Raw genomic sequence first — 24,315 nt, forward strand, 5'->3', positions numbered from 1 at the left:
CCTCAATACCGCGGCGGCGGAACCAACCAGGAACATCATGAACAGAGTTTTTCGCATTGTGTGGAATGACGCGCTCGCGGCATGGACGGTAGTGTCGGAGCTGGGCCGCGGTCACGCGAAGGCAAGCAGCGCTGCCAGTGCGGCAGGTGCAGCAGTCGCCGCCCTTGCTTTGGCCATCGTGTCAATGCCAGCAGCGGCAGATTGCGTGGCGGCGGGTGCGGCCATCACCTGCGGTGCGACAGGCGGAACGCAGGCCACGACGGTCGGAACCGGGCCCGCCACGGCTGCCAACACCTCGGTGGATGTGCAGTCGGGTGCATTGATCAGCACGGGCAACACCTCCGCGATCAGCCTCGGCAACAATGCCGTCATCACGGTTCGCGGCGGCGCCACGGTCCAGAACAGCTCCGCCAACGGCAACAGCCAGTACCCGGGCGGCATCGGTGCCAACACCATCGAGTTCAACAGCAACAGCACCCTCACCATCGAGCAGGGCGCCAATGTCTTCGCCGATGGAACCGCCTCCAATTCCGAGGCCGTCAATCCTGTTGGTAGCGGCAACACGATCATCAATCACGGCACCGTGCGGTCGACCCATGCGGCGATCTGGTTCCAGGCGAACTCGGGCAACAACACCATCCTCAACACCGGCACGATGGAAGCGGGCTATGTGGCGGGCAGCAGCAACCCAGGCACCGCAACGGTGTTCGGCGCCAACGGCACCTCGGCCGTCGACTTCACCAACAAGGGCAGCGTTATCGGATCGCTCAACTTCGCCAACGGAAACGATGCCTTGCATGCCTTCACGGGCTCGAAGATCACCGGCAACATCAACGGGGGCGGCGGTGCCAACCTGCTCACGCTCGAAAGCGATGATGGCGCGGCGTCGACCTTTGCGCCCCTTTCCCTGACCGGCTTCCAGACGCTGCAGAGCAATGCCGGCATCTGGACCTTCAATGTCGCACTGCCGGGATCGGGCATCACCAGCACGACCGTGAATGGCGGCACCCTGATCCTGGGCGCCAACGCCAGCACCTACACGGGCAGCATGAATGTCGCAGCGGCGGGCGTCCTGCAAAGCACGGCAGAGTTCGCGCCCCAGGCCATTGGCAATGCGGGGCTGGTGCGCTTCGCCCAGCCGGTCGACGCTACGTACGCCGGCGTTGTCACCGGCACCGGCGGCATCGAGAAGACCGGCGCGGGCGTGCTCACGCTGACCGCGGACCAGGCGTTCACCGGCCTCACCACCATTACCGCCGGAACGCTGCAGCTGGGCAACGGCGGCCCCACCGGCTCGGTGCAGGGCAACATCGTCGACAACGCGACACTGAACGTCAACCGCTCGGACGCGCTGACGATATCAAGCACCATCAGCGGTACCGGCGCACTCGTGCAAGCCGGGGCCGGCACCACGATCCTCACCGCCGACAACAGCTACACCGGCGGCACCACCATCGAAGCGGGTGCGCTGCAGCTCGGCAACGGCGGCACCACGGGCAGCATCTTGGGCGACGTCGTGAACAATGCGACGCTGGTCGTCAACCGTTCAGATGCGCTGACGCTGTCGGGCACCATCAGCGGCACCGGCTCGCTCGTGAAAGAAGGCGCCGGCACGACGACGCTGACCGCCGCCAACAGCTACGGCGGCGGCACCGCGCTCAAGCAGGGCCGATTGAACGTCGGCAACAGCCTGGCGCTGGGCACCGGCACGCTGGCGATGGACGACGGCACCACGCTCGGCTTCGTTGCCGACGGCCTGAACCTCGCCAACGCCATCGTGCTGACGGGCGCCAACGATCCCATCATCGACACCGGCGCATTCAGCGAAACGCTCAGCGGCAACATCAGCGGCGGCGGCTTCATCACCAAGATGGGCAGCGGCACGCTCACGCTCTCGGGCGCCAACACCCATACGGGCGCAACCAATGTGGCCGAAGGCACGCTGAGGGCCGGTGCCATCGGCACCTTCAGCGCGGCCTCGGCGCACACCGTGGCAAGCGGTGCCACGCTCGACCTGGCGGGCTTCAGCCAGACGGTTGCTTCGCTCGCCAACAGCGGTACCGTCTCGTTCGTCGGCACCGCACCGGGCACCACCCTCACCGTCAACGGCGCCTACGTCGGCAACAACGGCGTGCTGCGGCTCGGCACCTTCCTGGGCGACAGCACCAGCGTGAGCGACCGGCTGGTGCTCAACGGCGCGAGCGCCTCGGCCAGCGGCCGGACCAGCGTGCAGATCACCCAGCTCGGCGGCCTGGGCGCACTGACCACGGGCAACGGCATCGAGGTGATCTCGGCGCTCAATGGCGCCACCACGACCGCGCAGACCACCCGGGATGCGTTCACGCTGGCGGGCGGCCATGTCGACGCGGGCGCCTACGAGTACCGCCTGCATGCCGCCGACGCGAGCGGCGCAGGCGAGAACTGGTACCTGCGATCGACCACGACGGTGACCACGCCTGTCACCCCGACGACGCCCACGACAGGCGGGGACGGATCGACGGGCGGCGGCACAGGCACGATCACCGTGCAGGTGCCCACCTACCGCGCCGAAGTCCCGTTGATCGCTGCACTGCCCAGCCAGCTGCGCCAGATGGACCTGGCCATGATCGGCAATCTGCACCAGCGCATCGGCGACGACGACGTGAAGGCCGGCGGCCCCGCATCGACCGGTACTGAACGCCGTGCCTGGGGCCGGGTGATTGCCACCGACCTCGACATCCGCCAGCAAGGCACCGTCAGCCCGCACAGCAACGGCAACGTCAAGGGCTTCCAGGCCGGCACCGACCTGTTCGCGACGTCCAACTGGCGCGCCGGCGTGTACGTCGGCCAGCTCGACGGCGGCGTGAAGGTCAGCGGCTTCGCGAGCGGTATCGCCAACCTGGCCGTCGGCTCCAACGATCTGCGCAGCCAGTACCTGGGCGCCTACGGCACCTGGACCGCCGATTCGGGCTTCTATGCCGATGCCGTGCTGCAGGCCGGCCGCCACCGCTACACCGTAGAGCCGCTTTCGAGCCTGCGCAGCGCCGGCAAGGGCGACAGTCTGATGGCCTCCATCGAAGTGGGCCAGGCTTTTGCGCTCGGCGAAAGCGGCTGGAAGATCGAGCCGCAGTTGCAGCTGATTCATCAGCACATCGGCCTGGACAATCTGGCGATCTCCGGTGCGAACGTGCGGCAGGACAGCGACAACGGCTGGATCGCGCGCATCGGCGTGCGCCTGAAGGGCGAGATGGCCACGGGCCTCGGCACGCTGCAGCCCTACGGCCGCTTCAACGTCTACAAGGCGAGCAGCGGTGCCGACGTGGCCCGCTTCATCGGACCGGCCGGCACGACCGACATCACGAGCCGCACCGGCTCTACCGTCAGCGAACTGGCCGGCGGCCTGACGCTGGCGCTGAACCAGACGACCAGCATCTACGGCGAAGTGGGCAAGCTGTGGGCCTCCGGCGGCGCGAGCGATGTCAAGACGTCCCTGCAGGGCTCGCTCGGGTTGCGCATGAAGTGGTGAGCGCTCGCCGCGCCATGAAGCAGTTCTTGGCGCGGCGTGGTTGGGGCCTCCCACTTGCACACCTCGTGCGGCAGCTGCAAAGGCTGTACTGGCGAGACACTGAAGAAGACCCCCGAGGACCCGTCGCATGCCTTCGATGGGCCACGGGCTCTTGATCTCGGGCGCAGTTGCTCTGAAGCTTCATCCATGCGTAGCGGCCATCGCAGCAGTGGTCCCCGACATGGCGCTTCGACGAAGAGACATTCGATCGAACCGCGGCCTCCTTCGACAATCCCGATTTTGTCGACGCCGTGATTCATTCCTATCGTTTTCATCTTGGCCTTGCAGCAGGCGACCCCGCACTGGCCGAGCTGGAAGCACGGTTGGCCGAAAGGCCACCGATCACCGTTCCGGCTATCACGATCGACGGGACCAAGACCCGCTCAAGCCAGGCGGCACGGCCGACCACGCGCCCATGTTCAAGGCCCGGCATGAACATCGCGTCCTTCAGTGCGGGCACAACCTGCCGCGGGAGGTGCCAAGGGATTTCGCCGATGCTGTCACCACTGTCCGAGCCTGGGGGAGCCGGCGCTAAGCAATAGCTGCGTCCGCTCGCACCGGGTTCCGTCTCGTCGGCTTGCCAAAGCTGTGAACTCGCTATCGCCGTCGGCGCCGTCGCAAGGCCTCAACGAACTGAAGATCGACAACCGATTCGCTTGCGTCCCACAAGCATATGCCGGCTGGCTTGCCTCGTGCGCTATATCCGCCATTGCAGCTGGAAGGTCATGCATTGTCCGATTTGCCGCAAATGACGGCGGCGTTTCGTGTCACCGCGGTTCGATTTCGGTACGTCAGACCGCTCGGGCTTCTTCAACCGGTAGGCACGCGCATTGCCCGGACAGGCGCTCCCACAACAAGGAGACACCATGACGCCAAGCCTTGCCGACCAAGCTGCGGTCCGCAAACTCATCGATACCTTCCCCGAGCGCAATCACCTGGATGCTCGGCGGGTCGAGAGTCGAACCGCGCTCTCATTTTTGATGCGGCTGCAGCACGAGCAGTTGCCGGTTCGAGTCGTTGAGGCCGAAGAAATCCGATACGTCTCGGCGCTCACGGCGACGGGTTTGATCGAAGCCGAGATCGGCGCCCTGGGGGCTACAGCACGATACGCCGCGTCACGGCTGGCCATAGTGATCCGCATCACCGAACACGGATGCGCCGAGATCGCGAGAAGCGGGCACGTGCCGAAGCATGCAGCAACCTCGATGAAGTTTGCTGGGGGGCCGCGATTCATGTGAGAGATGGATGCGAGGCGCACGAGTATGGCTTCAGCCGTAGCACTTGTCTTACGCGGGCGCGCCTCGCGCCCCATCCATCATTCGGTTGCTTTTACTTGCGTGTTGCATGTCGAAACTACCGCTGACTCCTGCGGCATCGCTGCAGCTATGGAAAGACTTGGAAGGCTTGGCACGCTGCGCGGAGCGGCGCTTGCACAGGAAGCACGTGGATTACTTCCGCGGCGCCTCGCAGCCGCCCGGTGTCGAAGACTACAACTTGGCGCACGAAGCCAGGGCAATGGCGACTCGCCACTACGAGCAGATGCTCAGGGCACGGGTTGGTCAAAGAATTCGAGCCCGCTGATTGGCCCGGGCCACTCGGTGGCTGTCTTGGAATAGCCGCCGCCGTATGCAGCCAAGCATCTCATGCGCGCCGGAACATGGCGGTGTTCTATTGCCGAGTAGCCTCTGCGGCGTGGGTTTCGTCCGACGCACAAATGCGCAAGCCTCGCGTCCACGCTGAAGCCTGGAGGGTGAAGGTCGAGTGGGTCACGGCTCGCAGGAGCAGGAGAGCACCATGGCTAGCGACTCCCGGAAAATCAGTTTTGTAGACAAGCTGACCGGGCCCGACGTGGCTCAAGCAGCCCAGTCGGCAACCGAGCAAAGCCCCTGCCAAGAAGCGGTAGTAAGCCATGTCCGGCGAGTCGCCATCTACGTCGACGAACCGCATCCGGGGCACTTCTTCTGGGTGCTCGCGGAGGAATGCGACGACGCGAGCCAGTGGAGAGAACTGGAGTCCGCCGAGTTGTCCTATGAAATCTGGCTCGACGCGCTGCATGCGGGCGTGAGAGTGCTGGAAGGCTACGCCTTGGATGATCGCATCGGCCCTCGCGCGCCGGGGCCCCGCAAACGCGTCAGTTTGAGTTGAGGCCGATGCGCTGCACGCGTGGATGATCGCGCACGATTCGCCGGCTCCCCAATGAAAAAGGGCGTCCGGAGGATGATTCCGGACGCCCTTGGACGTTTTTTTGGTCGGTGTGAAAGGATTCGAACCTTCGACCCCTTGCACCCCATGCAAGTGCGCTACCAGGCTGCGCCACACACCGAAGCCTTTAATTATAGCCGGCTGAAATCACCGTCCGACGGTCAGCAGCTCACGAATTTCAAAGAGTTCGCGTCGCAGGTGCAATAGCTGCGACGGATCGATCGTGCGAACCGCGCTACCTGAATCGGGGTCGTCCTCGTGAACGGCCGCATCGAACTCTTCCTGGTCGATCTCGACGGCCTCCATGCCCTCGAGCGGCACCATGCCAGCCTTGCGGCGGTCACGCTCGCCTTGCACGAGTTCCTGGAGCTTGTTGCGCGCACCGCTGATGGTAAAGCCCTGGTCGTAGAGCAGATCGCGAATGCGGCGAATCATGAGCACCTCGTGGTGCTGGTAGTAGCGCCGGTTGCCGCGCCGCTTCATGGGGCGCAGTTGCGTGAACTCCTGCTCCCAGTAACGCAGCACATGCGGCTTCACGCCGCAGAGTTCGCCGACTTCACCGATGGTGAAGTAGCGTTTGACGGGAATGGGCGGGAGCGCTTTCTCCATTATTTCCATTGAAATCAAGACCGTGCGCAGCAAACCTTAGAGATTACTCTACGCACCCGCGCAGCACCAAGCACTATTCGGCGCCCAGGCTCCACTCGACCTCGGAAGTACCGTTCTGCTCGATGCTTCCGTGAATCTGTTCCTTCAGCTTGGCGCTCGCATGAAAGGTGGCGACGCGCCGCTCACCGATCGGAATGGCTTCGCCGGTGCGCGGATTGCGGCCCGGGCGAGGCGCCTTCACGCGGATCTGAAAGTTACCGAAGCCCGAAATCTTTACGTCCGTGCCTTCGATCAGGCTGTTGGCGACGAGGTCGAAGAAAGCCTCGACCATGTCCTTGGATTCGCGCTTGTTCAGGCCGATCTGCTCGAACAGCAGGTCGGCCAGGTGCGCCTTGGTGAGTGCGGGCGTTTCGAGGGCTTCGAGCGTGAATTCCGCAGCGTTCATTCTCATCAACCTCTCAGGCGTGCGCCGAGTCTGGCGCTCAATTGTTCGACGATGGCACGCACGGCCGGCTCCACCTGTTCGTCCGTCAGCGTGGCGTTATCGTCTTGAAAGCTCAGTCGGACCGCCATGCTTTTTTCACCTTGCGCCAGGCCGGCGGATGTCGGCGCCGCGCCATCGCGCGCGGGTTGCGGGCGATAGATGTCGAACAGCGTGGCGTCGCGCAGCAGCCCTTGCGCCGCCGCCACCGATTGAATGGCCTGCATCAGCGCATTGTGCGTGACGGCCTCGGCCACCACCACCGCAATATCGCGCTCCACCGCCTGGTGCTTGGGCACCGGCTGCGCCACGGGCACGGGACGCGCGGCGACGGCATCGAGGTCGAGTTCGAAGAGCACCGGCGCCAGGGCAAAGTCCCACTTCTGGCGCCAGCGCGGATGCAGTTCGCCGATGAAGCCGATGGCCTTGCCGTCGACGAGCACGCGCGCCGAGCGGCCGGGGTGCAGCGCCGGATGTTCGGCCGCCTCGAAGCTGGGCACCAGCGGTGCGAGCAGTGCTTCGACGTCGCCCTTGGCATCGTAGAAATCGACGCGGTGCGGCTTGCCGTCCCAGCGGGCTTCTTCGGCATCGCCCCAGGCAAGGCCGGCCACGCGCATCGGCTGGTGAATCCCGCGCACGGTGCTGTCGGTCGTGGCCACGCTGTCGTCGCGCATGAACACGCGGCCCACTTCGAACACGCGCACGCGCGGTGCCTTGCGGTCGAGGTTGAACTTGAGTACCTGCAGCAGTGAACCGAGCAGCGAGGAGCGCATCGCGCTCATCTGGCTGGCAATGGGGTTCAGCAGCTTGACGGGGTTGGCATTGCCGGCCAGGTCCTGCTCCCAATGCACCTCGACAAAACTGAAGTTGATGGTTTCCTGGTAGCCGAGCGCCGCAAGACTCCGGCGCACTGCGAAGCGGCTGCGCTGCGACTCGGGCCGCACGCGCGCCGTGATGGGCGCCAGCGGCGCAGTCGTCGGCAGGTTGTTGAAACCGATCAGGCGCGCGACCTCCTCGATCAGGTCTTCCTCGATCAGCAGGTCGAAGCGGTGCGGCGGCGGCGTCACGGTCAATGTGCCCTCGCCTTCGCGGAGGGCAAAGCCGAGGCGGCGCAGCGCATCGGCGCACTGCGCCTGCGAGAGCGGCATGCCGATGACGCGCGAAGCACGCGCCACGCGCAGCGTGACGGGCATGGCCTCGGGCACGTTCAGGATCTTGTCGTCCATGGCACCGGCTTGGCCGCCGCAGATCTCGATGATGAGTTGCGTGATGCGCTCGATGATCTCGACCGTGCGGCTCGGATCGACGCCGCGCTCGTAGCGATGGCCGGCATCGGTCGTGAAGTTGAAGCGCCGCGAGCGGCCCTGAACGGCCTCGGGCCACCAGAACGCAGCCTCGACGTAGATGTTGCGGGTGCCGTCCGACACCGAGGTGGCATCGCCGCCCATGATGCCGGCGAGCGACTCGACGGCCTGGTCGTCGGCAATCACGCCGACCGTGTCGTCGACGCTGATCGTGTGGCCGTTGAGCAGCTTGAGCTGCTCGCCTGCCTTGCCCCAGCGCACCGTGAGGCCGCCGTGGATCTTGTCGAGGTCGAAGATGTGGCTGGGTTGGCCATACTCGAACATGACGTAGTTCGAGATGTCGACCAGCGGCGTCACGCTGCGCTGGCCGCAGCGCGCCAGGCGCTCGACCATCCAGGCCGGCGTGGCAACCTGGGTGTTCACGCCGCGCACGATGCGGCCCGAGAAACGGCCGCAGAGCTCGGGCGCTTCGACCTTGACCGGCAGCACGTCATTGAACGAAGTGCTCACGGGCGCGATGGCGGGCGTCTTGAGCGGCGCACCGGTCAACGCCGCGAGTTCGCGCGCAACGCCGTAGACACTCAGACCGTGCGCCAGGTTGGGCGTGAGCTTGAGCGTGAGCAGCGCGTCGTCGAGCTTGAGCACATCGCGCACGTCGGCGCCAATGGGTGCTTCTGCATCGAGTTCAAGCAGGCCGCCGTGGTCTTCGCTGAGCTTCAGTTCGCGCGCCGAGCACAGCATGCCCTGGCTCTCGACGCCGCGCAGCTTGCCGAGCTTGATGAGGAAGGGCTTGCCGTCTTCACCCGGCGGCAGTTCGGCGCCGACCAGTGCGCAAGGCACCTTGATGCCGACGCGCGCATTGGGCGCGCCGCACACGATGTTGAGCAAGGCGCCCTGCCCCACGTCGACCTGGCACACGCGCAGGCGATCGGCGTTCGGGTGCTGCACCGCTTCCTTGATTTCACCGACCACGATGCGGCTGAAGGGCGGCGCGACGGGGCGGCGCTCTTCGACCTCGAAGCCGCCCATGGTGAGCGTTTCGGCCAGCTCGGCGCTGCCGAGGGGTGGGTTGCAGAACTCGCGCAGCCAGGATTCCGGGAATTGCATCTCTTCGATCTCGTATTCGGTTTTTTCTAGTCTTGAATGGGGGACGTCACTGGAACTGCGAGAGAAAGCGCAAGTCGCCGTCGAAGAACAGTCGCAAATCGTTCACGCCATAGCGCAGCATGGTGAGCCGATCGGGGCCCATGCCGAAGGCAAAGCCGATGTAGCGTTCGGGGTCGAGCCCCATGTTGCGCACCACGTTCGGATGCACCTGGCCTGAACCCGCAACCTCGAGCCAGCGGCCGGCCAGCGGGCCGCTCGCAAACTGGATGTCGATTTCGGCGCTCGGCTCGGTGAACGGAAAGAAGCTCGGGCGGAAGCGCAGCACGAGGTCGTCGCGCTCGAAGAAGGTGCGGCAGAAGTCGGTGAACACGACCTTCAGGTCCTTGAAGCTCACGTTCTCGCCAAGCCACAGGCCTTCGCACTGGTGGAACATGGGCGAGTGCGTGGCGTCGCTGTCGACCCGGTAGGTGCGGCCTGGCGCGATCACGCGGATCTCGGGGGCCTTGGCAGCGCCGGTGGTATCGGCTGCTGCGGCGGCGAATTCGGCCGCGTACTTCTTGATGTGCTGATGCGCATAGCGCACCTGCATCGGGCTGGTGTGCGGACGCAGGTTGTACGGAATGCCGTCGTCGCCGTTCAGGTCGACATAGAAGGTGTCCTGCATCGAACGCGCCGGATGGTTCGGCGGGTTGTTGAGCGAGGTGAAGCTGTGCCAGTCGCTCTCGATTTCAGGGCCGTCGGCCACGTCGAAGCCCATGCTCGAGAAGATCTCCTCGATGCGCTCCAGCGTGCGGCTCACCGGGTGCAGGCCGCCGGTCATGCGGCGGCGGCCAGGCAGGCTCACATCGAGCGCCTCGGCACGCAGTTGCTGGGACAGCTCGTCGTCGGCCAACTGCTGGCGACGGTCGGTCAACGCGGACTCGATGGCCTGCTTGGCCACGTTGATCGCGGCGCCGCGAGATTTTTTCTCGTCGACGCTGAGCGCAGCCATGCCCTTCATCAGCTCGGTGATGCGGCCCGATTTGCCCAGGAACTGCGCCTTGGCGTTCTCGAGCTCGGCGGGCGTTTTCGCTTCGGCGAAGGCTGTGCCTGCGGTGGCTACCAGGGAGTCCAACTCGTTCATAGCAACAAAAAATAGGCGGGAAATAAAAAAAGAGCTGGAGCCTTTTCAAGCGCCAGCCCTTGTGTCGCGAGCGAAGGAAGCGGCCCGAAGGCTTGCCCCCCTGCTGTGCAGGATCAAGCAGCCAGCTTGGCCTTGACCTGCTCCACGATGCCGGCAAAAGCGGCCTTGTCGTGCACTGCAATGTCCGCAAGCATCTTGCGGTCGATCTCGATTCCGGCCTTGCGGATGCCGTTTGCGAACTGGCTGTAGGTCAGGCCCAGTTCACGCGAGGCAGCGTTGATACGCGCGATCCACAGTTGACGGAACACGCGCTTCTTGGTGCGGCGGTCACGGTAGGCATATTGCCCAGCCTTCATCACCGCCTGTTTGGCGACGCGGAAGACATTACCGCGGCGACCGCGGAAACCCTTGGCGAGTGCGAGAACTTTCTTGTGGCGGGCGCGAGCCGTTACACCACGTTTGACGCGAGGCATGTGTGTACTCCTTGTTCGTCTGAGTTAAATGCCACGGCCGGGCAGCATGGCGGCGACAGAAACCATGTTGGTCTCATGCACTGCGACTGCACCACGGAGGTGACGCTTGTTCTTGGTGGTCTTCTTCGTCAAGATGTGACGCTTGAAGGCTTGACCGCGCTTGACGGTGCCACCGGGACGAACGCGGAAACGTTTTTTCGCGCTGCTCTTGGTCTTCATTTTGGGCATGTGAATGCTCCTTTAATTTGTGCTCGTGAGGCGCCGCGGATACTCCGCGAACTTGTTGGCCCCGAGACACTTCTTTACTCCGCCCCTGCCGGCCCTTCTTTCGAAGCACCGGCAAGGGCGAAATTCTTTAAACCCTGCTATCTCTCAAGTCGCCAGCCAGCCTTTTCAGGCTGCTGCAGGCGCCGCCGTTTCCGACGACGCAGGCTTGGCGGCACCCGGCTTCTTGCGGCCCGGAGCGATCATCATGATCATTTGCCGGCCTTCGAGCTTCGGGAATTGCTCGACGACGATCAGGTCGCCCAGCTCATCGCGAATGCGCTGTAGCAGCGCCAAACCGAGCTCCTGGTGCGTGATCTCGCGGCCGCGGAAGCGCAGCGTGATCTTGCATTTGTCGCCCTCTTCAAGAAAGCGCCGGATATTGCGCATCTTGATGTTGTAGTCACCATCGTCGGTACCGGGCCGGAACTTGATTTCCTTGACCTCGATGACCTTCTGCTTCGACTTCGCCTCGGCCGCTTTCTTCTGCTCGTGGTACTTGAACTTACCGTACTCGATCAGACGGCAGACAGGCGGATTGGCCGCGGCAACGACCTCTACCAGATCCACGTCAGCCTCACCGGCAAGGCGCAGGGCCTCGGTAAGACTCATAACACCCATGGGCTCGTTTTCCGGGCCTACAAGGCGGACTTCCGGGGCCATGATTTCCCGGTTCAGGCGGTGTTGGCGTTCCTCGCGGTGGCGGCGGTCGCGAAATGCAGTAGCGATGGTCAGAATCCTTCAAAAATTGCTACAAAATCTGTAGCGAACGCCGGGTCAGTCCTCGCGGACAAGCGGCACGATGAGTCAAGAAACACATGTGAGGGTGCTTCCGGGACAAATCAACGCTTGTCAGCAATATCCTGAACGAGCCGTCGTACGAACGATTCGAGGGACATTGCACCGAGGTCTTGATTGCCCCGGGCGCGCACTGCGACGGCACCAGCTTCCTTCTCTTTGTCGCCCACGACAAGGATATAAGGGAGCTTTTGCAACGAATGCTTGCGTATTTTATACGTAATCTTCTCGTTGTGCAGATCGAGCTGGACTCTAAGCCCTTGATTCTGCAGCGTTTTAGCCACTGAAGCAGCGTAATCGGCCTGTCCTTCGCTGATGTTGAGCACCGCCACCTGCACCGGAGCGAGCCAAGCGGGCAGCGCGCCGGCATGGTGTTCGATCAGCATGCCGATGAAGCGCTCCAGGCTGCCGACGATGGCCCGGTGCAGCATCACGGGGTGGGCACGGCCACTCGATTCCGTGACGTACTCGCCGCCCAGGCGCTCGGCCGTGTTGAAGTCGACCTGCATCGTGCCGCACTGCCACTGGCGGCCGAGCGCGTCCTTCAGCGTGTACTCGATCTTGGGGCCGTAGAAGGCGCCATCACCGGGCGAGATGATGAAATCGACGCCCGAGCGGCGCAGCGCCTCCATCACCGCGTGCTCGGCCTTGTCCCAGAGCTCGTCGGAGCCGACGCGGTTGTCGGGCCGCGTGGCCACCTTGTAGAGGATGTCCGTGAAGCCGAAGTCGGCGTAGACCTTCTGCAGCTGCTCCGTGTAGGCGATGCATTCGCCCAAGATCTGGTCTTCCGTGCAGAAGATGTGGCCATCGTCCTGCGTGAAGCCGCGCACGCGCATGATGCCGTGCAGCGCACCGCTGGGTTCATTGCGGTGGCACTGGCCGAACTCCCCGTAGCGCAGCGGCAGGTCGCGGTAGCTGCGCAGGTCGCTCTTGAAGATCAGCACATGGCCAGGGCAGTTCATCGGCTTGAGCGCGTACTCGCGCTTTTCCGATTCCGTCGTGAACATGTTGTCGCGGTAGTTCTGCCAGTGGCCGGTTTTCTCCCACAGGCTCTTGTCGAGGATCTGCGGACCTTTCACTTCCCAGTAGCCCGTGTCGCGGTAGATGCCGCGCATGTACTGCTCGACCTGCTGCCATATCGCCCAGCCCTTGGGGTGCCAGAACACCACGCCCGGCGCCACTTCGTCGATGTGGAACAGGTCGAGCTCCTTGCCCAGCTTGCGGTGGTCGCGCTTTTCGGCTTCCTCGATGCGCTGGATGTACTGGTCGAGCTGCTTCTTGTCGGCCCAGGCTGTGCCGTAGATGCGCTGCAGCTGCTCGTTCTTGGCATCGCCGCGCCAGTAGGCGCCGGCCAGCTTCGTGAGCTTGAAGACCTTGAGAAAGCGCGTGTTCGGCACGTGCGGGCCGCGGCACATGTCGACGTATTCCTGGTGGTAGTAGAGGCCCATGGCCTGCTCGTCGGGCATGTCCTCGACGAGGCGCAGCTTGTAGTCTTCGCCGCGCGACTTGAAGACCTCGATCACCTCGGCGCGCGGCGTCATCTTTTTCACGACGTCGTAGTCCTGCGCGATCAGCTCGCGCATGCGAGCTTCGATCGCGGCCATGTCCTCGGGCGTGAAGGGGCGCTCGTACGAAATGTCGTAGTAGAAGCCTTCGTCGATCACGGGCCCGATGACCATCTTGGCCGTCGGATACAACTGCTTCACCGCATGGCCGACCAGGTGGGCCGTCGAGTGGCGAATGATCTCCAGGCCCTCGTCGTCCTTGGGCGTGATGATCTGCAGCTTGGCATCGCGGTCGATGACATCGCTGGCGTCGACCAGCCTGCCGTCGACCTTGCCGGCCACCGTCATCTTGGCGAGCCCCGGTCCGATGGACTGGGCCACTTCGGCCACCGAAACCGGGCCGGGGAACTCGCGGCGCGAGTTGTCGGGAAGCGTGATCTGGATCATGTGAAAACCTCGGGAGAAAAACAAAAAAGCGCGGTGACTGGCCGCGCTTTGCTTGGTTCGGAAGCTGGAGAAAACCAGCGTGCGCGGTCTACCGGCCTTTTCCTTCGAAGAAGAAAAAGCCGCTGAATCCTTGCGGAGTAGTTCGCGGTGTCATAACCAAGTTGCCTTTCTCGCTCTTGTTGGGTGCAGAGACCGCGATTCTATCCGCTGCCGGGCCAGGCAGCAGGCGCCGGGTCTTGCAAGCCCAACTGAAAAAGCCCGGCGCATGGCCGGGCTCTGAAGTGACCGCGAATCGCCTGCGCAGGCGATTCGAGGAACAGCCGAATCAGTGGAACTGCTCTTCCTCGGTCGAGCCGGTGAGCGCCGTGACGCTGGACTTGCCGCCCTGGATGACCGTGGTCACATCATCGAAGTAACCCGTGCCCACTTCCTGCTGGTGCGACACGAAGGTGTAGCCGCGGTCGCGCGCTGCGAATTCGGGCTCCTGCACCTTCTCGACATAGGCCGACATGCCGCGCGCCACATAGTCTTGCGCCAGGTCGAACATGTTGAACCACATCGAGTGGATGCCGGCCAGCGTGATGAACTGGTACTTGTAGCCCATGGCGCCCAGTTCCTTCTGGAACTTGGCAATGGTCGCGTCGTCGAGGTTCTTCTTCCAGTTGAACGACGGCGAGCAGTTGTAGGCCAGCATCTTGCCCGGGTGCACCTTGTGCACGGCTTCGGCAAACTTGCGCGCGAACTCGAGGTCGGGCGTGCCGGTTTCGCACCACACCAGATCGGCGTAGTACGCATAGGCCACGGCGCGGCTGATGGCCTGGTCCATGCCCTTCTTCGTCTTGTAGAAGCCTTCGGCGGTGCGCTCGCCCGTCAGGAAGGGCTTGTCGTTCTCGTCGTAATCGCTGGTGATGAGGTCGGCCGCTTCCGCATCGGTGCGGGCAATCACGAGCGTGGGCGTGCCGCAAACGTCGGCCGCCATGCGCGCGGCAACCAGCTTCTGCACGGCCTCGGTGGTGGGCACGAGCACCTTGCCGCCCATGTGGCCGCACTTCTTGACCGAGGCAAGCTGGTCTTCGAAGTGCACGCCGCCGGCACCGGCCTTGATCATGGCCTTCATCAGCTCGAAGCCGTTCAGCACGCCACCAAAGCCCGCTTCGGCATCGGCAACGATGGGTGCGAAATAGTCGACGTAGCCCTGGTCGCCCGGGTTCACGTTCTTCGACCACTGGATTTCGTCCGCGCGGCGGAAGGTGTTGTTGATGCGCTCGACCACGGTCGGCACCGAATCCACCGGGTACAGCGACTGGTCGGGGTACATCGACGAGTAGGTGTTGGCGTCGGCGGCGACCTGCCAGCCCGACAGGTAGATGGCCTTCACGCCGGCCTTCACCTGCTGCATGGCCTGGCCGCCCGTGAGCGCGCCGAGACAATTGACGTAGGGCTCGTTGTTCACCAGTTCCCAGAGCTTCTCTGCGCCGCGGCGGGCCAGCGTGTGCTCGATGGGGAACGAGCCGCGAAGGCGCACCACGTCTGCCGCGCTGTAGCCGCGCTTGATGCCCTTCCAGCGGGGATTGGTGGCCCAGTCTTTCTCGAGGGCGGCAATTTGCTGTTCGCGGCTCAGTTGTTCGGTAAGGGTCTGGGGCATGGTCACTCCGTGAGGTTGATTGAAGGTGGGCGCTACGGCCGTGAAGTCACTGTAAACCGATCTCACACTCTTATGTCTTATAGAAGACATATTTTTATCCAAGGAAAATCAACAACTTATAGGAATATTTCTCAATACGAAATTATTTTTCTCATATCGAGAAAAAATATTGCAGCGCAGCAGTCGCTCTTTTCACGATGTGCAATGACTCTTTCAGACGTGAAAACAGGCTCCTCAGACACGGTTTTTCAGCCGGCCGCTGCGTGTGCGATCCAATCGCCGCTCCGGATCACCGCGCGTCCGACGATGCGCGACGGATGGATTTCATAGACCAGGCATTCGAACTGCCGCGCGTCCACTTCCACCGCCACCTGGCGCTTGATGTATTCGCCGGAGTCGTCGTCCGCAACTTCCTCGAGCACGTCGAGCGCCGCCTCCACCTCGGGTTCGATGCGGTAGATCTCGCCCAGCACCCGTCCTTTTCCGTTCAACACCAAGCCGGGATAGGCGCCCAGGTCGTACAAGGTGCCTGCGATGACGGCGTCGGCCACATGGATCGGCTCGGGCCGAAAGCGCGCGATGTCGTTGCGCCCGCCGCGGCGCAGCGTGCCGTAGACGAAGACATGGCCCGGTGTGCGCACGGCCGGTGCGCCATCGAATTTCAGCGATTGCGGCATCATTGAATCCATCGTTCCCAACAAGCCGTCCAGTCTATTGAACACCGCCGCTCCCGCCTCCAGCCGTCTTGTAGCCTATGGCTGCCTGGCCTTGAGCATGTCGCTCGTCGGCGGCTACGTCGCCCTTTCCAAACCGCTGGTCGCGGCCTTTCCCGTGCTGCTGCTCGCCTGGCTGCGCTTCGGCATCGCTGCGCTGGCCATGCCGCACTGGCTCAAGCGCGGGCCTGAAGAAGCACCCATGACGGGCCGCACGCGCTGGCTCGTCTTCCTCGAATCCTTCCTCGGCAACTTCCTGTTTTCGATCTGCATGCTGTTTGGCGTGAGCCTCACGAGCGCAGTGTCGGCAGGCGTGATCATGGCATCGATCCCCGCGGTGGTCGCGGTGGCGAGCTGGCTCTTCCTGCGCGAGCGCATCACGGTGCGCATCGGCCTTGCGATCGGCTGCGCCGCGTTCGGCATTGGCCTGCTGGCCCTTGCGCCGGCGCATGCACCGCCTGCCGCGGAAGGCGGCGCGCCGCCATCGATGCCTTGGCTCGGCAACCTGCTCGTGTTCTGCGCGGTGCTTTGCGAAACCGCCTACGCGGTGATCGGCAAGTCGCTCACCGGTCGTCTTGGGCCCAAGCGGATCTCGTCACTCATCAACCTTTGGGGCTTCGTGCTGTCGATGCCCTTCGGCCTCTGGTTCGCATTGCAGTTCGACTTCTCCGCCGTGCGCTTCGGCACCTGGGCCTTGCTCGTGGTCTACGCACTCGCCGCGAGCATCTGGACCGTGTGGCTCTGGATGACCGGTCTTCGTCATGTGCCCGCCGCGCAAGCCGGTGTTTTCGCTGTGATGCTGCCCGTGAGCGCGGCCCTCGTGGGCGTGCTGGTGCTCGGCGAAAGCCTCTCCTCGGCACAGCTGCTTGCATTCGCAATCGCACTCGTTGGCGTGGTGCTGGCGACCTGGCCTGCACGCCGGAGTTGAAAACCTCGGGTTCTCCCCTCTGAAAAAACAACAACTCCCAATGAAAAAAGCTCTTTTTCCCTTGGAAACGCGTTTTTTCTCCTTTAGCATCCGCAATGCCACTGGAGACGCAAGTTTTTCATTGGTGACTGTTCAACCAAAAAAGGAAATCAACCATGGCAACTGCAAAGAAGGCTCCGGCCAAGAAAGCTCCGGCAAAGAAGGCCGCTCCCGCAAAGAAGGCTGCGGCTCCTGCGAAGAAGGCCGCACCGGCCAAGAAGGCAGCTCCCGCAAAGAAGGCTGCTCCTGCGAAGAAGGCTGCTGCACCGGCGAAGAAGGCTCCTGCAAAGAAGGCCGCTCCCGCCAAGAAGCGCACGCCCAACGCCGCGTTCATGAAGGCCCTGACCCCCAGCCCGGCACTCGCCGCTGTGGTGGGCTCGACGCCTCTGCCGCGCACCGCAGTCGTGAGCAAGCTGTGGGACTACATCAAGAAGAACAATCTTCAAGACAAGGCCAACAAGCGCAACATCAACGCCGACGCCAAGCTGAAGGAAATCTTCGGCAAGCCGCAAGTGTCGATGTTCGAACTGGCCGCGCTGATCGGCAAGCACGTCAAGTAAGCGCTCGGGTAGTGCGCGTCCATCGCGCTCCCGAATCAAAAGGCCGGCACATGCCGGCTTTTTTTTGCCTGCGGCACTCTGTTCGCCGGTCCTCCGCGCGTTGCATTAATTCACCAAATGGTTAAATTCGAACCATGAAAGCCTCGAAGGACTCCCTGCCCCAAACGATCGAGCCGCGTTCGCGCGACGCCGATCGCTCGCAACTCGCCATCCTCGTGGCAGCACGCGAAGAGTTCTCGCAGCTGGGTCTCGCGGGCGCACGCATGGACAGCATCGCCACCCGCGCGGGCCTGAACAAGCGGCTCATCTACTACTACTTCGGCAGCAAGGACGACCTGTTCCTGGCGGTGCTCGAACGCACTTATGCCGACATTCGGGAGGCCGAGCAGCAGCTGCACCTGGATGAGATCGATCCGGTCGAAGCCATCCGCCAGCTGGTCTCGTTCACGTGGCACTACTACCTCGAGCATCCCGAGTTCATCACGCTGCTGAACAGCGAGAACCTGCATTGCGCAGCACACCTCAAGCGCTCCGAACGCATCCAGGAAATGAACTCGCCGCTGGTGCAACTGCTCGACACGGTGCTCGAGCGCGGCAAGCGCGACAAGCTGTTTCGCGGGGGGGTCGACCCGGTGCAGCTCTACATTTCGATCGCCTCGCTCTGCTACTTCTATCTCTCGAACAACCACACGCTCTCGGCTGTCTTCGGCCGTGACCTGCGCGCGCCCAAGGCCATGGCGCAGCGCCTTTCGCACATGACCGACCTGGTCCTGGGCTACGTCCTGCACTGAGTCCTCCGGCACTTCCAGCATCTTCGGGTATTTACCGAGTGGCAGCGATTGCGCTGCGGCGACAGCCTTTCTAGAATCGCTAATTCACTTATTGGTGAATTAATCGATCAGACACAGCGGCCCGACCGCACGGAGACAACCATGAAGCAACTTGTACGCAGCACTGCACTGGCCACGCTCACCTGCCTGGCCGCGTTGGCGCCGGGGTGGGCGTCGGCGCAGAACGGGTATCCCAACAAGCCCATCCGTGTCATCGTGCCGTTCGCGGCCGGCAGCACCACCGACATCATTGCGCGCGCCATTGCCGACAAGATGGGCCAGAGCATGGGCCAGACGCTGGTGGTGGACAACCGCGGCGGCGCCAGCGGCACCATCGGCCAGCAGGCCGTGGCCACGGCCGCGCCGGACGGCTACACCGTCATGATTCACTCGTCGTCGCACACGGTGAGCCCTTCCACCTTCGCGAAGCTGCCGTTCGACACGGTGAACGACTTCGCCGGCGTCACGCCGATCTCGTCGCTGCCCAACGCGCTGGTGATCTCGCCCGCGAAGAACATCAAGACGCTGCAAGAGCTCGTCGCAGCCGCCAAGGCCAAGCCCGGCACCATCAACTTCGCCTCGGCCGGCCAGGGCAGCGCCACCCACCTCAACGCGGAGAAGTTCAAGCTGGCCGCGAAGATCGACGCCACCAACATCCCGTTCAAGGGTTCGGCCGAAGCCGTGACCGAAGTGCTGTCGGGCCGGGTCGACTATTACTTCTCGCCCATCGCGCCGGTCATCGGCCAGATCAAGGAAGGCCAGCTGCTCGCACTGGCGGTCGGTTCGCCCAAGCGCGCCGCCGCCCTGCCCGACGTGCCGACCACCGCCGAAGCAGGCGTGCCCGGCTCCGAGTTCAACTTCTGGATCGGCATGATGGCGCCCGCCAAGACGCCGCGCGACATCGTCAACCGCTTGCACGACGAAGTGGCCAAGGCGCTCGCTTCACCCGAGGTCAAGGAGCGCTTCCTCAAGCTCGGCGCCGATGCCTGGACGCTCAAGCCCGAGCAGTTCGACGCCTACATCAAGGACGAGATCAAGACCAACGCCACGCTGGTCAAGGCCGCCGGGCTCACGCCGGCGCAGTAATCCGCCCTCTCCTTCCTTCTTTTCTCTCCAACTTTCTTTCGGCTGAAGACGACATGGCTACACAACGACTCGGAATCATCATGCACGGCGTCACCGGACGCATGGGCATGAACCAGCATCTGATCCGCTCGATCTGCGCAATCCGCGCGCAAGGCGGCGTCACGCTGTCGAACGGCGACAAGGTCATGCCCGACCCGATCCTCATCGGCCGCAACGCCGAGAAGATGGAAGCGCTCGCCAAGACGCACAACATCGCGCGCTGGGGCACCGACCTCGACAAGGCGCTGGCCAACAAGGAAGACACCATCTTCTTCGACGCCGGCACCACGCAGATGCGCCCCACGCTGCTGGCCAAGGCCATCCGCGCCGGCAAGCACGTGTACTGCGAGAAACCGATTGCCACCAACCTCAATGAAGCGGTCGAGATCGCGCGCCTCGCGGAAGGCTCTGGCCTGAAGCATGGCGCCGTGCAAGACAAGCTCTTCCTGCCAGGTCTCCGCAAGCTCGACATGCTGCGCCGCGCCGGCTTCTTCGGCCGCATGCTGAGCGTACGCCTGGAGTTCGGCTACTGGGTGTTCGAAGGCGACCTGCAGCCCATCCAGCGCCCGAGCTGGAATTACCGCAAGGAAGACGGCGGCGGCATGATCCTGGACATGATGTGCCACTGGCGCTATGTGCTGGACAACCTGTTCGGCGAGGTCAAGTCGGTGTCGTGCCTCGGCGCGACCCACATACCCAAGCGCTGGGACGAAGCCGGCAAGCCGTATGAAGCCACCGCCGACGACGCGGCCTATGCCACCTGCGAACTCACCGGCCACAACGGCGAGCCAGTGATCGCGCAGATCAACATGAGCTGGGTCACGCGCGTGCGCCGCGACGACCTCGTGACCTTCCACGTCGACGGTACCGACGGGTCGGCCGTCGCGGGCCTCTCGAGCTGCCGCGCCCAGTCGCGCGTGGCCACGCCGCGCCCGGTGTGGAACCCGGACGAGAAGCAGATGATGAATTTCTTCGACCAGTGGCAGGAGATTCCGGATTCGCAGGCGTACGACAACGGCTTCAAGATCCAGTGGGAACACTTCATTCGCCACGTGGTCGAGAACGAGCCCTACAAGTGGACGCTGCCTGAGGGCGCCAAGGGCGTGCAGCTGGTCGAGGCCGCGCTCGAGTCGTGGAAGGAACGCCGCTGGATCGACGTGCCTGCGCTGAAGGTCTGAGGCAGGCAGCATGGCACTTTCGCTGACCCTTCCCACCGCAAGCGGCTCGCTCGCGCCGTACGCCCTGCGCGGTACCGCGCCGGTCAAGCCCGAAGCGGGCGTCAAGTTCAACCGCATCGCCTATTCGGCCGCGCACGTGGTGGCCGATCCGCTCGCCGCAGTGGATCCGTGGCTGCAGGCTGCCGTCGACTGGGACGCGACCATCGCCTACCGCCGCCACCTGTTCTCGCTGAGGCTGGGCGTGGCAGAGGCGATGGACACCGCGCAACGCGGCATGGGCCTCGACTGGCCCACGTCGCTCGAACTGATCCGCCGCTCGCTCGATGCCGCAAAGGATGTGCCCGGCGCGCTGGTGGCCTCTGGCTGCGGCACCGACCACCTGAACATCGACGACGTAAAGAGCGTCGACGACGTGATCCGCGGCTACGAAGAGCAGATGGCCGCCATCGAGGCGCTCGGCGGCAAGCTGATCGTGATGGCGAGCCGTGCCCTCGCCCGCGTGGCGAAGAGCCCCGCCGACTACGAGCGTGTGTACGACCGCATCCTGAGCCAGGCCAAGCAGCCGGTGGTATTGCATTGGCTCGGCGACATGTTCGATCCGGCGCTCGCGGGCTACTGGGGCAGCAAGGATGTCGATGCGGCGATGGACACCGCCCTTGCGGTGATTGCCGCGCATCCGCACAAGGTCGACGGCATCAAGATTTCGCTGCTCGACAAGGACAAGGAAATTGCGATGCGGCGGCGGCTGCCGGCAGGTGTTCGCATGTACACCGGCGACGACTTCAACTACGCCGAGCTGATTGCCGGCGACGGCGTCGGCAGCGAGCCGACGCACGGCCAGAGCGACGCACTGCTGGGTATCTTCGACGCCATCGCCCCCGCAGCGAGTGCGGCGCTGGGTGCGCTTGCGCAGGGCGACACCGAGAAGTTCCACGCGATCCTCGGCCCGACGGTGCCGCTGTCGCGCCACATCTTCGCGGCGCCCACGCGCTTCTACAAGACGGGCGTGGTGTTCATGGCCTGGCTCAACGGCCACCAGAAGCACTTCACGATGGTCGGCGGCCAGCAGAGCACGCGCTCGCTGCAGCACTTTGCCGAGCTGTTCCGCCTGGCCGATGCGGCCAATCTGCTGGAGCAGCCGGAGCTGGCGCTACGGCGTATGAAGACGCTGTTGGCCCTGCACGGCGTAGAAGGCTAGCCCGGACCATGCGCGACTTCTCGCAGAACCACGACCGGCTGTCGATCAACACGGCAACCATCCGCAAGCAATTGGGCGCCGAGGTGCCGCTGGACCGCATCATCGACCAGTGCGCCGAACGCGGGATCCGCGCGATCAGCCCCTGGCGCGACCAGGTGGCGGCCGTCGGGCTGGACAAGATTGCGACGCAGCTGAAGGCACATGGCATCCGCCTCTCGGGCTATTGCCGCGGCGGCTTCTTCCCCGCGCCCGATGCGGTGGGCCTGAAAGCCGCGCTGGACGACAACCGCCGCGCCATCGACGAGGCCAAGACGCTGAATGCGCCCTGCCTGGTTCTGGTGGTCGGCGCGCTGCCCGGTGCGCTCGAGGGCAAGGCCGCCTACAAGGACATCGCCCGTGCGCGCAACGAGGTGCGCGACGGCATCGCCGCCTCGCTGGAATACGCCCGCGAAGTCGGCATGCCGCTGGCCATCGAGCCGCTGCACCCCATGCAGGCCGCCGACCGCGCCTGCATCAACACGCTCGAACACGCGCTCGACATCTGCGACGAGCTCGATGTGGGGAAGAGCGGCATGCTCGGCGTGGCGCTGGACATCTACCACGTCTGGTGGGATCCGAAGCTGCAGCAGCAGATCGCACGCGCCGGACGCGAGCGGTTGCTGGCGTATCACGTCTGCGACTGGCTCACGCCCACGCGCGACCTGCTGAGCGATCGCGGAATGATGGGCGACGGCGTCGTGGAACTCAAGAAGATCCGCGGCTGGGTCGAAGAAGCGGGCTTCGCCGGGTTCAGCGAGGTTGAGATCTTTTCGAATCTCGACTGGTGGCAGCGGCTTGGCAGCGAAACCCTCGACGTGTGTATCGAGCGGCATAAGCAGGCTGTTTGAATCTTTGCGCGGGCGCATGGGCCCTTGTTCAGGGCGCGTGCAAAGGTCACCGGGTACTCCCCTCCGAATGTCCCCCGCCTTCGGCTCCTCCTTGATTTCGCTGCGCAAGGCACCCCGTCGGCGGGAGCGCGCCCCGAAGAACAGCAGCGCCAAAAAGAACGCTCCACTTTGTGCTGCAATTCGCCCCATGGCTACTCCGACCCTCGACGACCTGCGCCGCTATGCAATAGCCCGCACCCTCTTCAAGCCGACCACCTTGCCCGGCGCAATCCGCCAACTCGGCTTCGTTCAAGCCGACCCGATCCGCGCACCTGCGCGTGCACAAGACCTCACGCTGCGCCATCGCGTGAAGGACTACCGCGCCGGCGATCTCGAAAGCCGCTATACCCGCCTTCCCATCGAGGAAGACTGCCTCGTCAACTACGGATTCCTGCCGCGCGAACACCTGGCTCTGATGCATCCGCGCGAAGCCAGGCAACCCTGGGACGCGGACACCCGCCGCAAGGCCGCCGATGTGCTGGCCTTCGCGCGCGAACGCGGATCGGTGCATCCGCGCGAGGTCGAACAGCACTTCGCGCACGGCAGCGTGAAGAACTATTGGGGCGGCTCGAGCAATGCGACGACGCGGCTGCTCGACGGCCTGCATTACCGGGGCATGCTGCGCGTGGTGCGGCGCGACAGCGGCACGCGCGTCTATGAAGCCGTGACGCATGCGCCCGCCGACGAAAGCCCCGCCGGCCGCACGGAGCGCGCCGCCGCACTGATCGACCTGGTCGTGCGCAAATACGCGCCACTGCCCGCCGCGAGCCTGACGTATCTCGTGCGGCTGCTCGGCTACGGCGCGCCGCATCTCTCGACACAGACGCAGGCCGCACTGCGCCTCGCACGCGAAGAAGAGCTCGCGAGCTGCCGCATCGACGGCACGACTTGGTACTGGCCGGCCGGCGAGAACCCAGCCTCGCGCCGTCATGCGCCCGATGACGAGGTGCGCCTGCTAGCGCCGTTCGATCCCGTGGCGTGGGACCGTCGCCGCTTCGAACTGCTGTGGGGTTGGACATACAAGTTCGAGGCCTACATGCCCGCAGCCAAGCGCCGGTTCGGCTACTACGCGCTGCCCATGCTCTGGCATGACCGCGTGATCGGCTGGGCTAACGTGAGCGCGCCCGAAGGCCGGCTGCAGCCCGCATTCGGCTACGTCGACCGGAAGCCGCGCGATGCAGCCTTCCGTGCGGCGCTCGACGACGAACTGCAGCGCATGACGCAGTTCCTGGCGAAGCGCTAATCCGCATCCGCTTGAAATGAAAATCCCCGCGCCGCGGAAGGTCTGGCGCACGGGCGACAACCCGCGCCGCCGC

21 protein-coding genes and 1 tRNA gene are annotated in these 24,315 nt (G+C 64.2%); 11 read left to right on the top strand and 11 right to left on the bottom strand.

Features of this window, described 5'->3' with window-relative positions; genetic code table 11:
- Nucleotides 1-37: 37 nt before the first annotated feature.
- The 3 genes from QFZ42_RS15385 (at nt 38) to QFZ42_RS15395 (ending at nt 5,689) form a co-directional block, all read left to right on the top strand.
- Nucleotides 38-3,505 carry an autotransporter outer membrane beta-barrel domain-containing protein gene (locus QFZ42_RS15385; protein WP_307701787.1) on the top strand — a complete coding sequence of 1,156 codons (3,468 nt, stop codon included), beginning with the start codon at nt 38-40 and terminating at the stop codon, nt 3,503-3,505.
- Between the two features lie 905 nt (nt 3,506-4,410).
- Nucleotides 4,411-4,782, top strand: a complete 372-nt coding sequence (locus QFZ42_RS15390; protein WP_307701788.1) for a hypothetical protein — start codon at nt 4,411-4,413, stop codon at nt 4,780-4,782.
- Between the two features lie 556 nt (nt 4,783-5,338).
- The gene (locus QFZ42_RS15395) at nt 5,339-5,689 is read left to right on the top strand and encodes a hypothetical protein (RefSeq protein ID WP_307701789.1); all 351 of its coding nucleotides are present in this window, start codon (nt 5,339-5,341) and stop codon (nt 5,687-5,689) included.
- A 101-nt stretch (nt 5,690-5,790) separates the two neighbouring features.
- Here the strand turns inward: QFZ42_RS15395 and QFZ42_RS15400 are convergent.
- From QFZ42_RS15400 to QFZ42_RS15450, 11 genes are all read right to left on the bottom strand, one after another.
- Nucleotides 5,791-5,867: transfer RNA gene (locus QFZ42_RS15400), tRNA-Pro, on the bottom strand.
- Nucleotides 5,868-5,893: 26 nt separating this feature from the next.
- On the bottom strand, nt 5,894-6,355 hold the full coding sequence (locus QFZ42_RS15405) for a MerR family transcriptional regulator (RefSeq protein ID WP_307701790.1): 462 nt from the start codon (nt 6,353-6,355) through the stop codon (nt 5,894-5,896).
- A 73-nt stretch (nt 6,356-6,428) separates the two neighbouring features.
- Complete coding sequence (locus QFZ42_RS15410) at nt 6,429-6,800, bottom strand: integration host factor subunit alpha (RefSeq protein WP_215247428.1); 372 nt, start codon at nt 6,798-6,800, stop codon at nt 6,429-6,431.
- A gap of 5 nt (nt 6,801-6,805) precedes the next feature.
- Nucleotides 6,806-9,247: a phenylalanine--tRNA ligase subunit beta gene (gene pheT / locus QFZ42_RS15415; RefSeq protein WP_307701791.1), complete on the bottom strand. Its 2,442-nt coding sequence runs from the start codon at nt 9,245-9,247 to the stop codon at nt 6,806-6,808.
- A gap of 46 nt (nt 9,248-9,293) precedes the next feature.
- The gene (gene pheS, locus QFZ42_RS15420; RefSeq protein ID WP_307701792.1) at nt 9,294-10,370 is read right to left on the bottom strand and encodes a phenylalanine--tRNA ligase subunit alpha; all 1,077 of its coding nucleotides are present in this window, start codon (nt 10,368-10,370) and stop codon (nt 9,294-9,296) included.
- Nucleotides 10,371-10,483: 113 nt separating this feature from the next.
- Nucleotides 10,484-10,843 (bottom strand): 50S ribosomal protein L20, encoded by a 360-nt coding sequence (rplT, locus tag QFZ42_RS15425; protein ID WP_007832499.1) that lies wholly within the window; start codon nt 10,841-10,843, stop codon nt 10,484-10,486.
- 24 nt (nt 10,844-10,867) lie between these two features.
- On the bottom strand, nt 10,868-11,071 hold the full coding sequence (gene rpmI, locus QFZ42_RS15430) for a 50S ribosomal protein L35 (RefSeq protein ID WP_007832497.1): 204 nt from the start codon (nt 11,069-11,071) through the stop codon (nt 10,868-10,870).
- A 165-nt stretch (nt 11,072-11,236) separates the two neighbouring features.
- The gene (infC, locus tag QFZ42_RS15435) at nt 11,237-11,845 is read right to left on the bottom strand and encodes a translation initiation factor IF-3 (RefSeq protein ID WP_307704252.1); all 609 of its coding nucleotides are present in this window, start codon (nt 11,843-11,845) and stop codon (nt 11,237-11,239) included.
- Between the two features lie 104 nt (nt 11,846-11,949).
- On the bottom strand, nt 11,950-13,857 hold the full coding sequence (gene thrS / locus QFZ42_RS15440; protein WP_307701793.1) for a threonine--tRNA ligase: 1,908 nt from the start codon (nt 13,855-13,857) through the stop codon (nt 11,950-11,952).
- Nucleotides 13,858-14,182: 325 nt separating this feature from the next.
- The gene (aceA, locus tag QFZ42_RS15445) at nt 14,183-15,502 is read right to left on the bottom strand and encodes an isocitrate lyase (protein WP_307701794.1); all 1,320 of its coding nucleotides are present in this window, start codon (nt 15,500-15,502) and stop codon (nt 14,183-14,185) included.
- A gap of 248 nt (nt 15,503-15,750) precedes the next feature.
- On the bottom strand, nt 15,751-16,179 hold the full coding sequence (locus QFZ42_RS15450; RefSeq protein WP_307701795.1) for a gamma-glutamylcyclotransferase family protein: 429 nt from the start codon (nt 16,177-16,179) through the stop codon (nt 15,751-15,753).
- A 97-nt stretch (nt 16,180-16,276) separates the two neighbouring features.
- Between QFZ42_RS15450 and QFZ42_RS15455 the strand changes: the two genes are divergently transcribed.
- The 8 genes from QFZ42_RS15455 to QFZ42_RS15490 all read left to right on the top strand — a co-directional run bounded on the left by QFZ42_RS15455 (nt 16,277) and on the right by QFZ42_RS15490 (nt 24,242).
- Nucleotides 16,277-17,143, top strand: coding sequence for a DMT family transporter (locus QFZ42_RS15455; RefSeq protein WP_373423396.1), 867 nt, complete (start codon nt 16,277-16,279; stop codon nt 17,141-17,143).
- 155 nt (nt 17,144-17,298) lie between these two features.
- Nucleotides 17,299-17,742: an SWIB/MDM2 domain-containing protein gene (locus tag QFZ42_RS15460; protein WP_307701797.1), complete on the top strand. Its 444-nt coding sequence runs from the start codon at nt 17,299-17,301 to the stop codon at nt 17,740-17,742.
- A gap of 134 nt (nt 17,743-17,876) precedes the next feature.
- Nucleotides 17,877-18,533: a TetR/AcrR family transcriptional regulator gene (locus QFZ42_RS15465; RefSeq protein WP_307701798.1), complete on the top strand. Its 657-nt coding sequence runs from the start codon at nt 17,877-17,879 to the stop codon at nt 18,531-18,533.
- Between the two features lie 141 nt (nt 18,534-18,674).
- Nucleotides 18,675-19,658, top strand: coding sequence for a tripartite tricarboxylate transporter substrate binding protein (locus QFZ42_RS15470; protein ID WP_307701799.1), 984 nt, complete (start codon nt 18,675-18,677; stop codon nt 19,656-19,658).
- A 53-nt stretch (nt 19,659-19,711) separates the two neighbouring features.
- Nucleotides 19,712-20,875: a Gfo/Idh/MocA family protein gene (locus QFZ42_RS15475; RefSeq protein ID WP_307701800.1), complete on the top strand. Its 1,164-nt coding sequence runs from the start codon at nt 19,712-19,714 to the stop codon at nt 20,873-20,875.
- A 10-nt stretch (nt 20,876-20,885) separates the two neighbouring features.
- Entirely contained in the window at nt 20,886-22,073 is a 1,188-nt protein-coding gene (locus QFZ42_RS15480) for a dihydrodipicolinate synthase family protein (RefSeq protein ID WP_307701801.1), read from the top strand.
- An 8-nt stretch (nt 22,074-22,081) separates the two neighbouring features.
- On the top strand, nt 22,082-22,960 hold the full coding sequence (locus tag QFZ42_RS15485; RefSeq protein ID WP_307701802.1) for a sugar phosphate isomerase/epimerase family protein: 879 nt from the start codon (nt 22,082-22,084) through the stop codon (nt 22,958-22,960).
- Between the two features lie 187 nt (nt 22,961-23,147).
- Complete coding sequence (locus tag QFZ42_RS15490; protein ID WP_307701803.1) at nt 23,148-24,242, top strand: DNA glycosylase AlkZ-like family protein; 1,095 nt, start codon at nt 23,148-23,150, stop codon at nt 24,240-24,242.
- Nucleotides 24,243-24,315 lie beyond the last annotated feature (73 nt).

This window comes from Variovorax paradoxus (genome assembly GCF_030815855.1).
GTDB classification, from domain to species: domain Bacteria; phylum Pseudomonadota; class Gammaproteobacteria; order Burkholderiales; family Burkholderiaceae_C; genus Variovorax; species Variovorax paradoxus_M.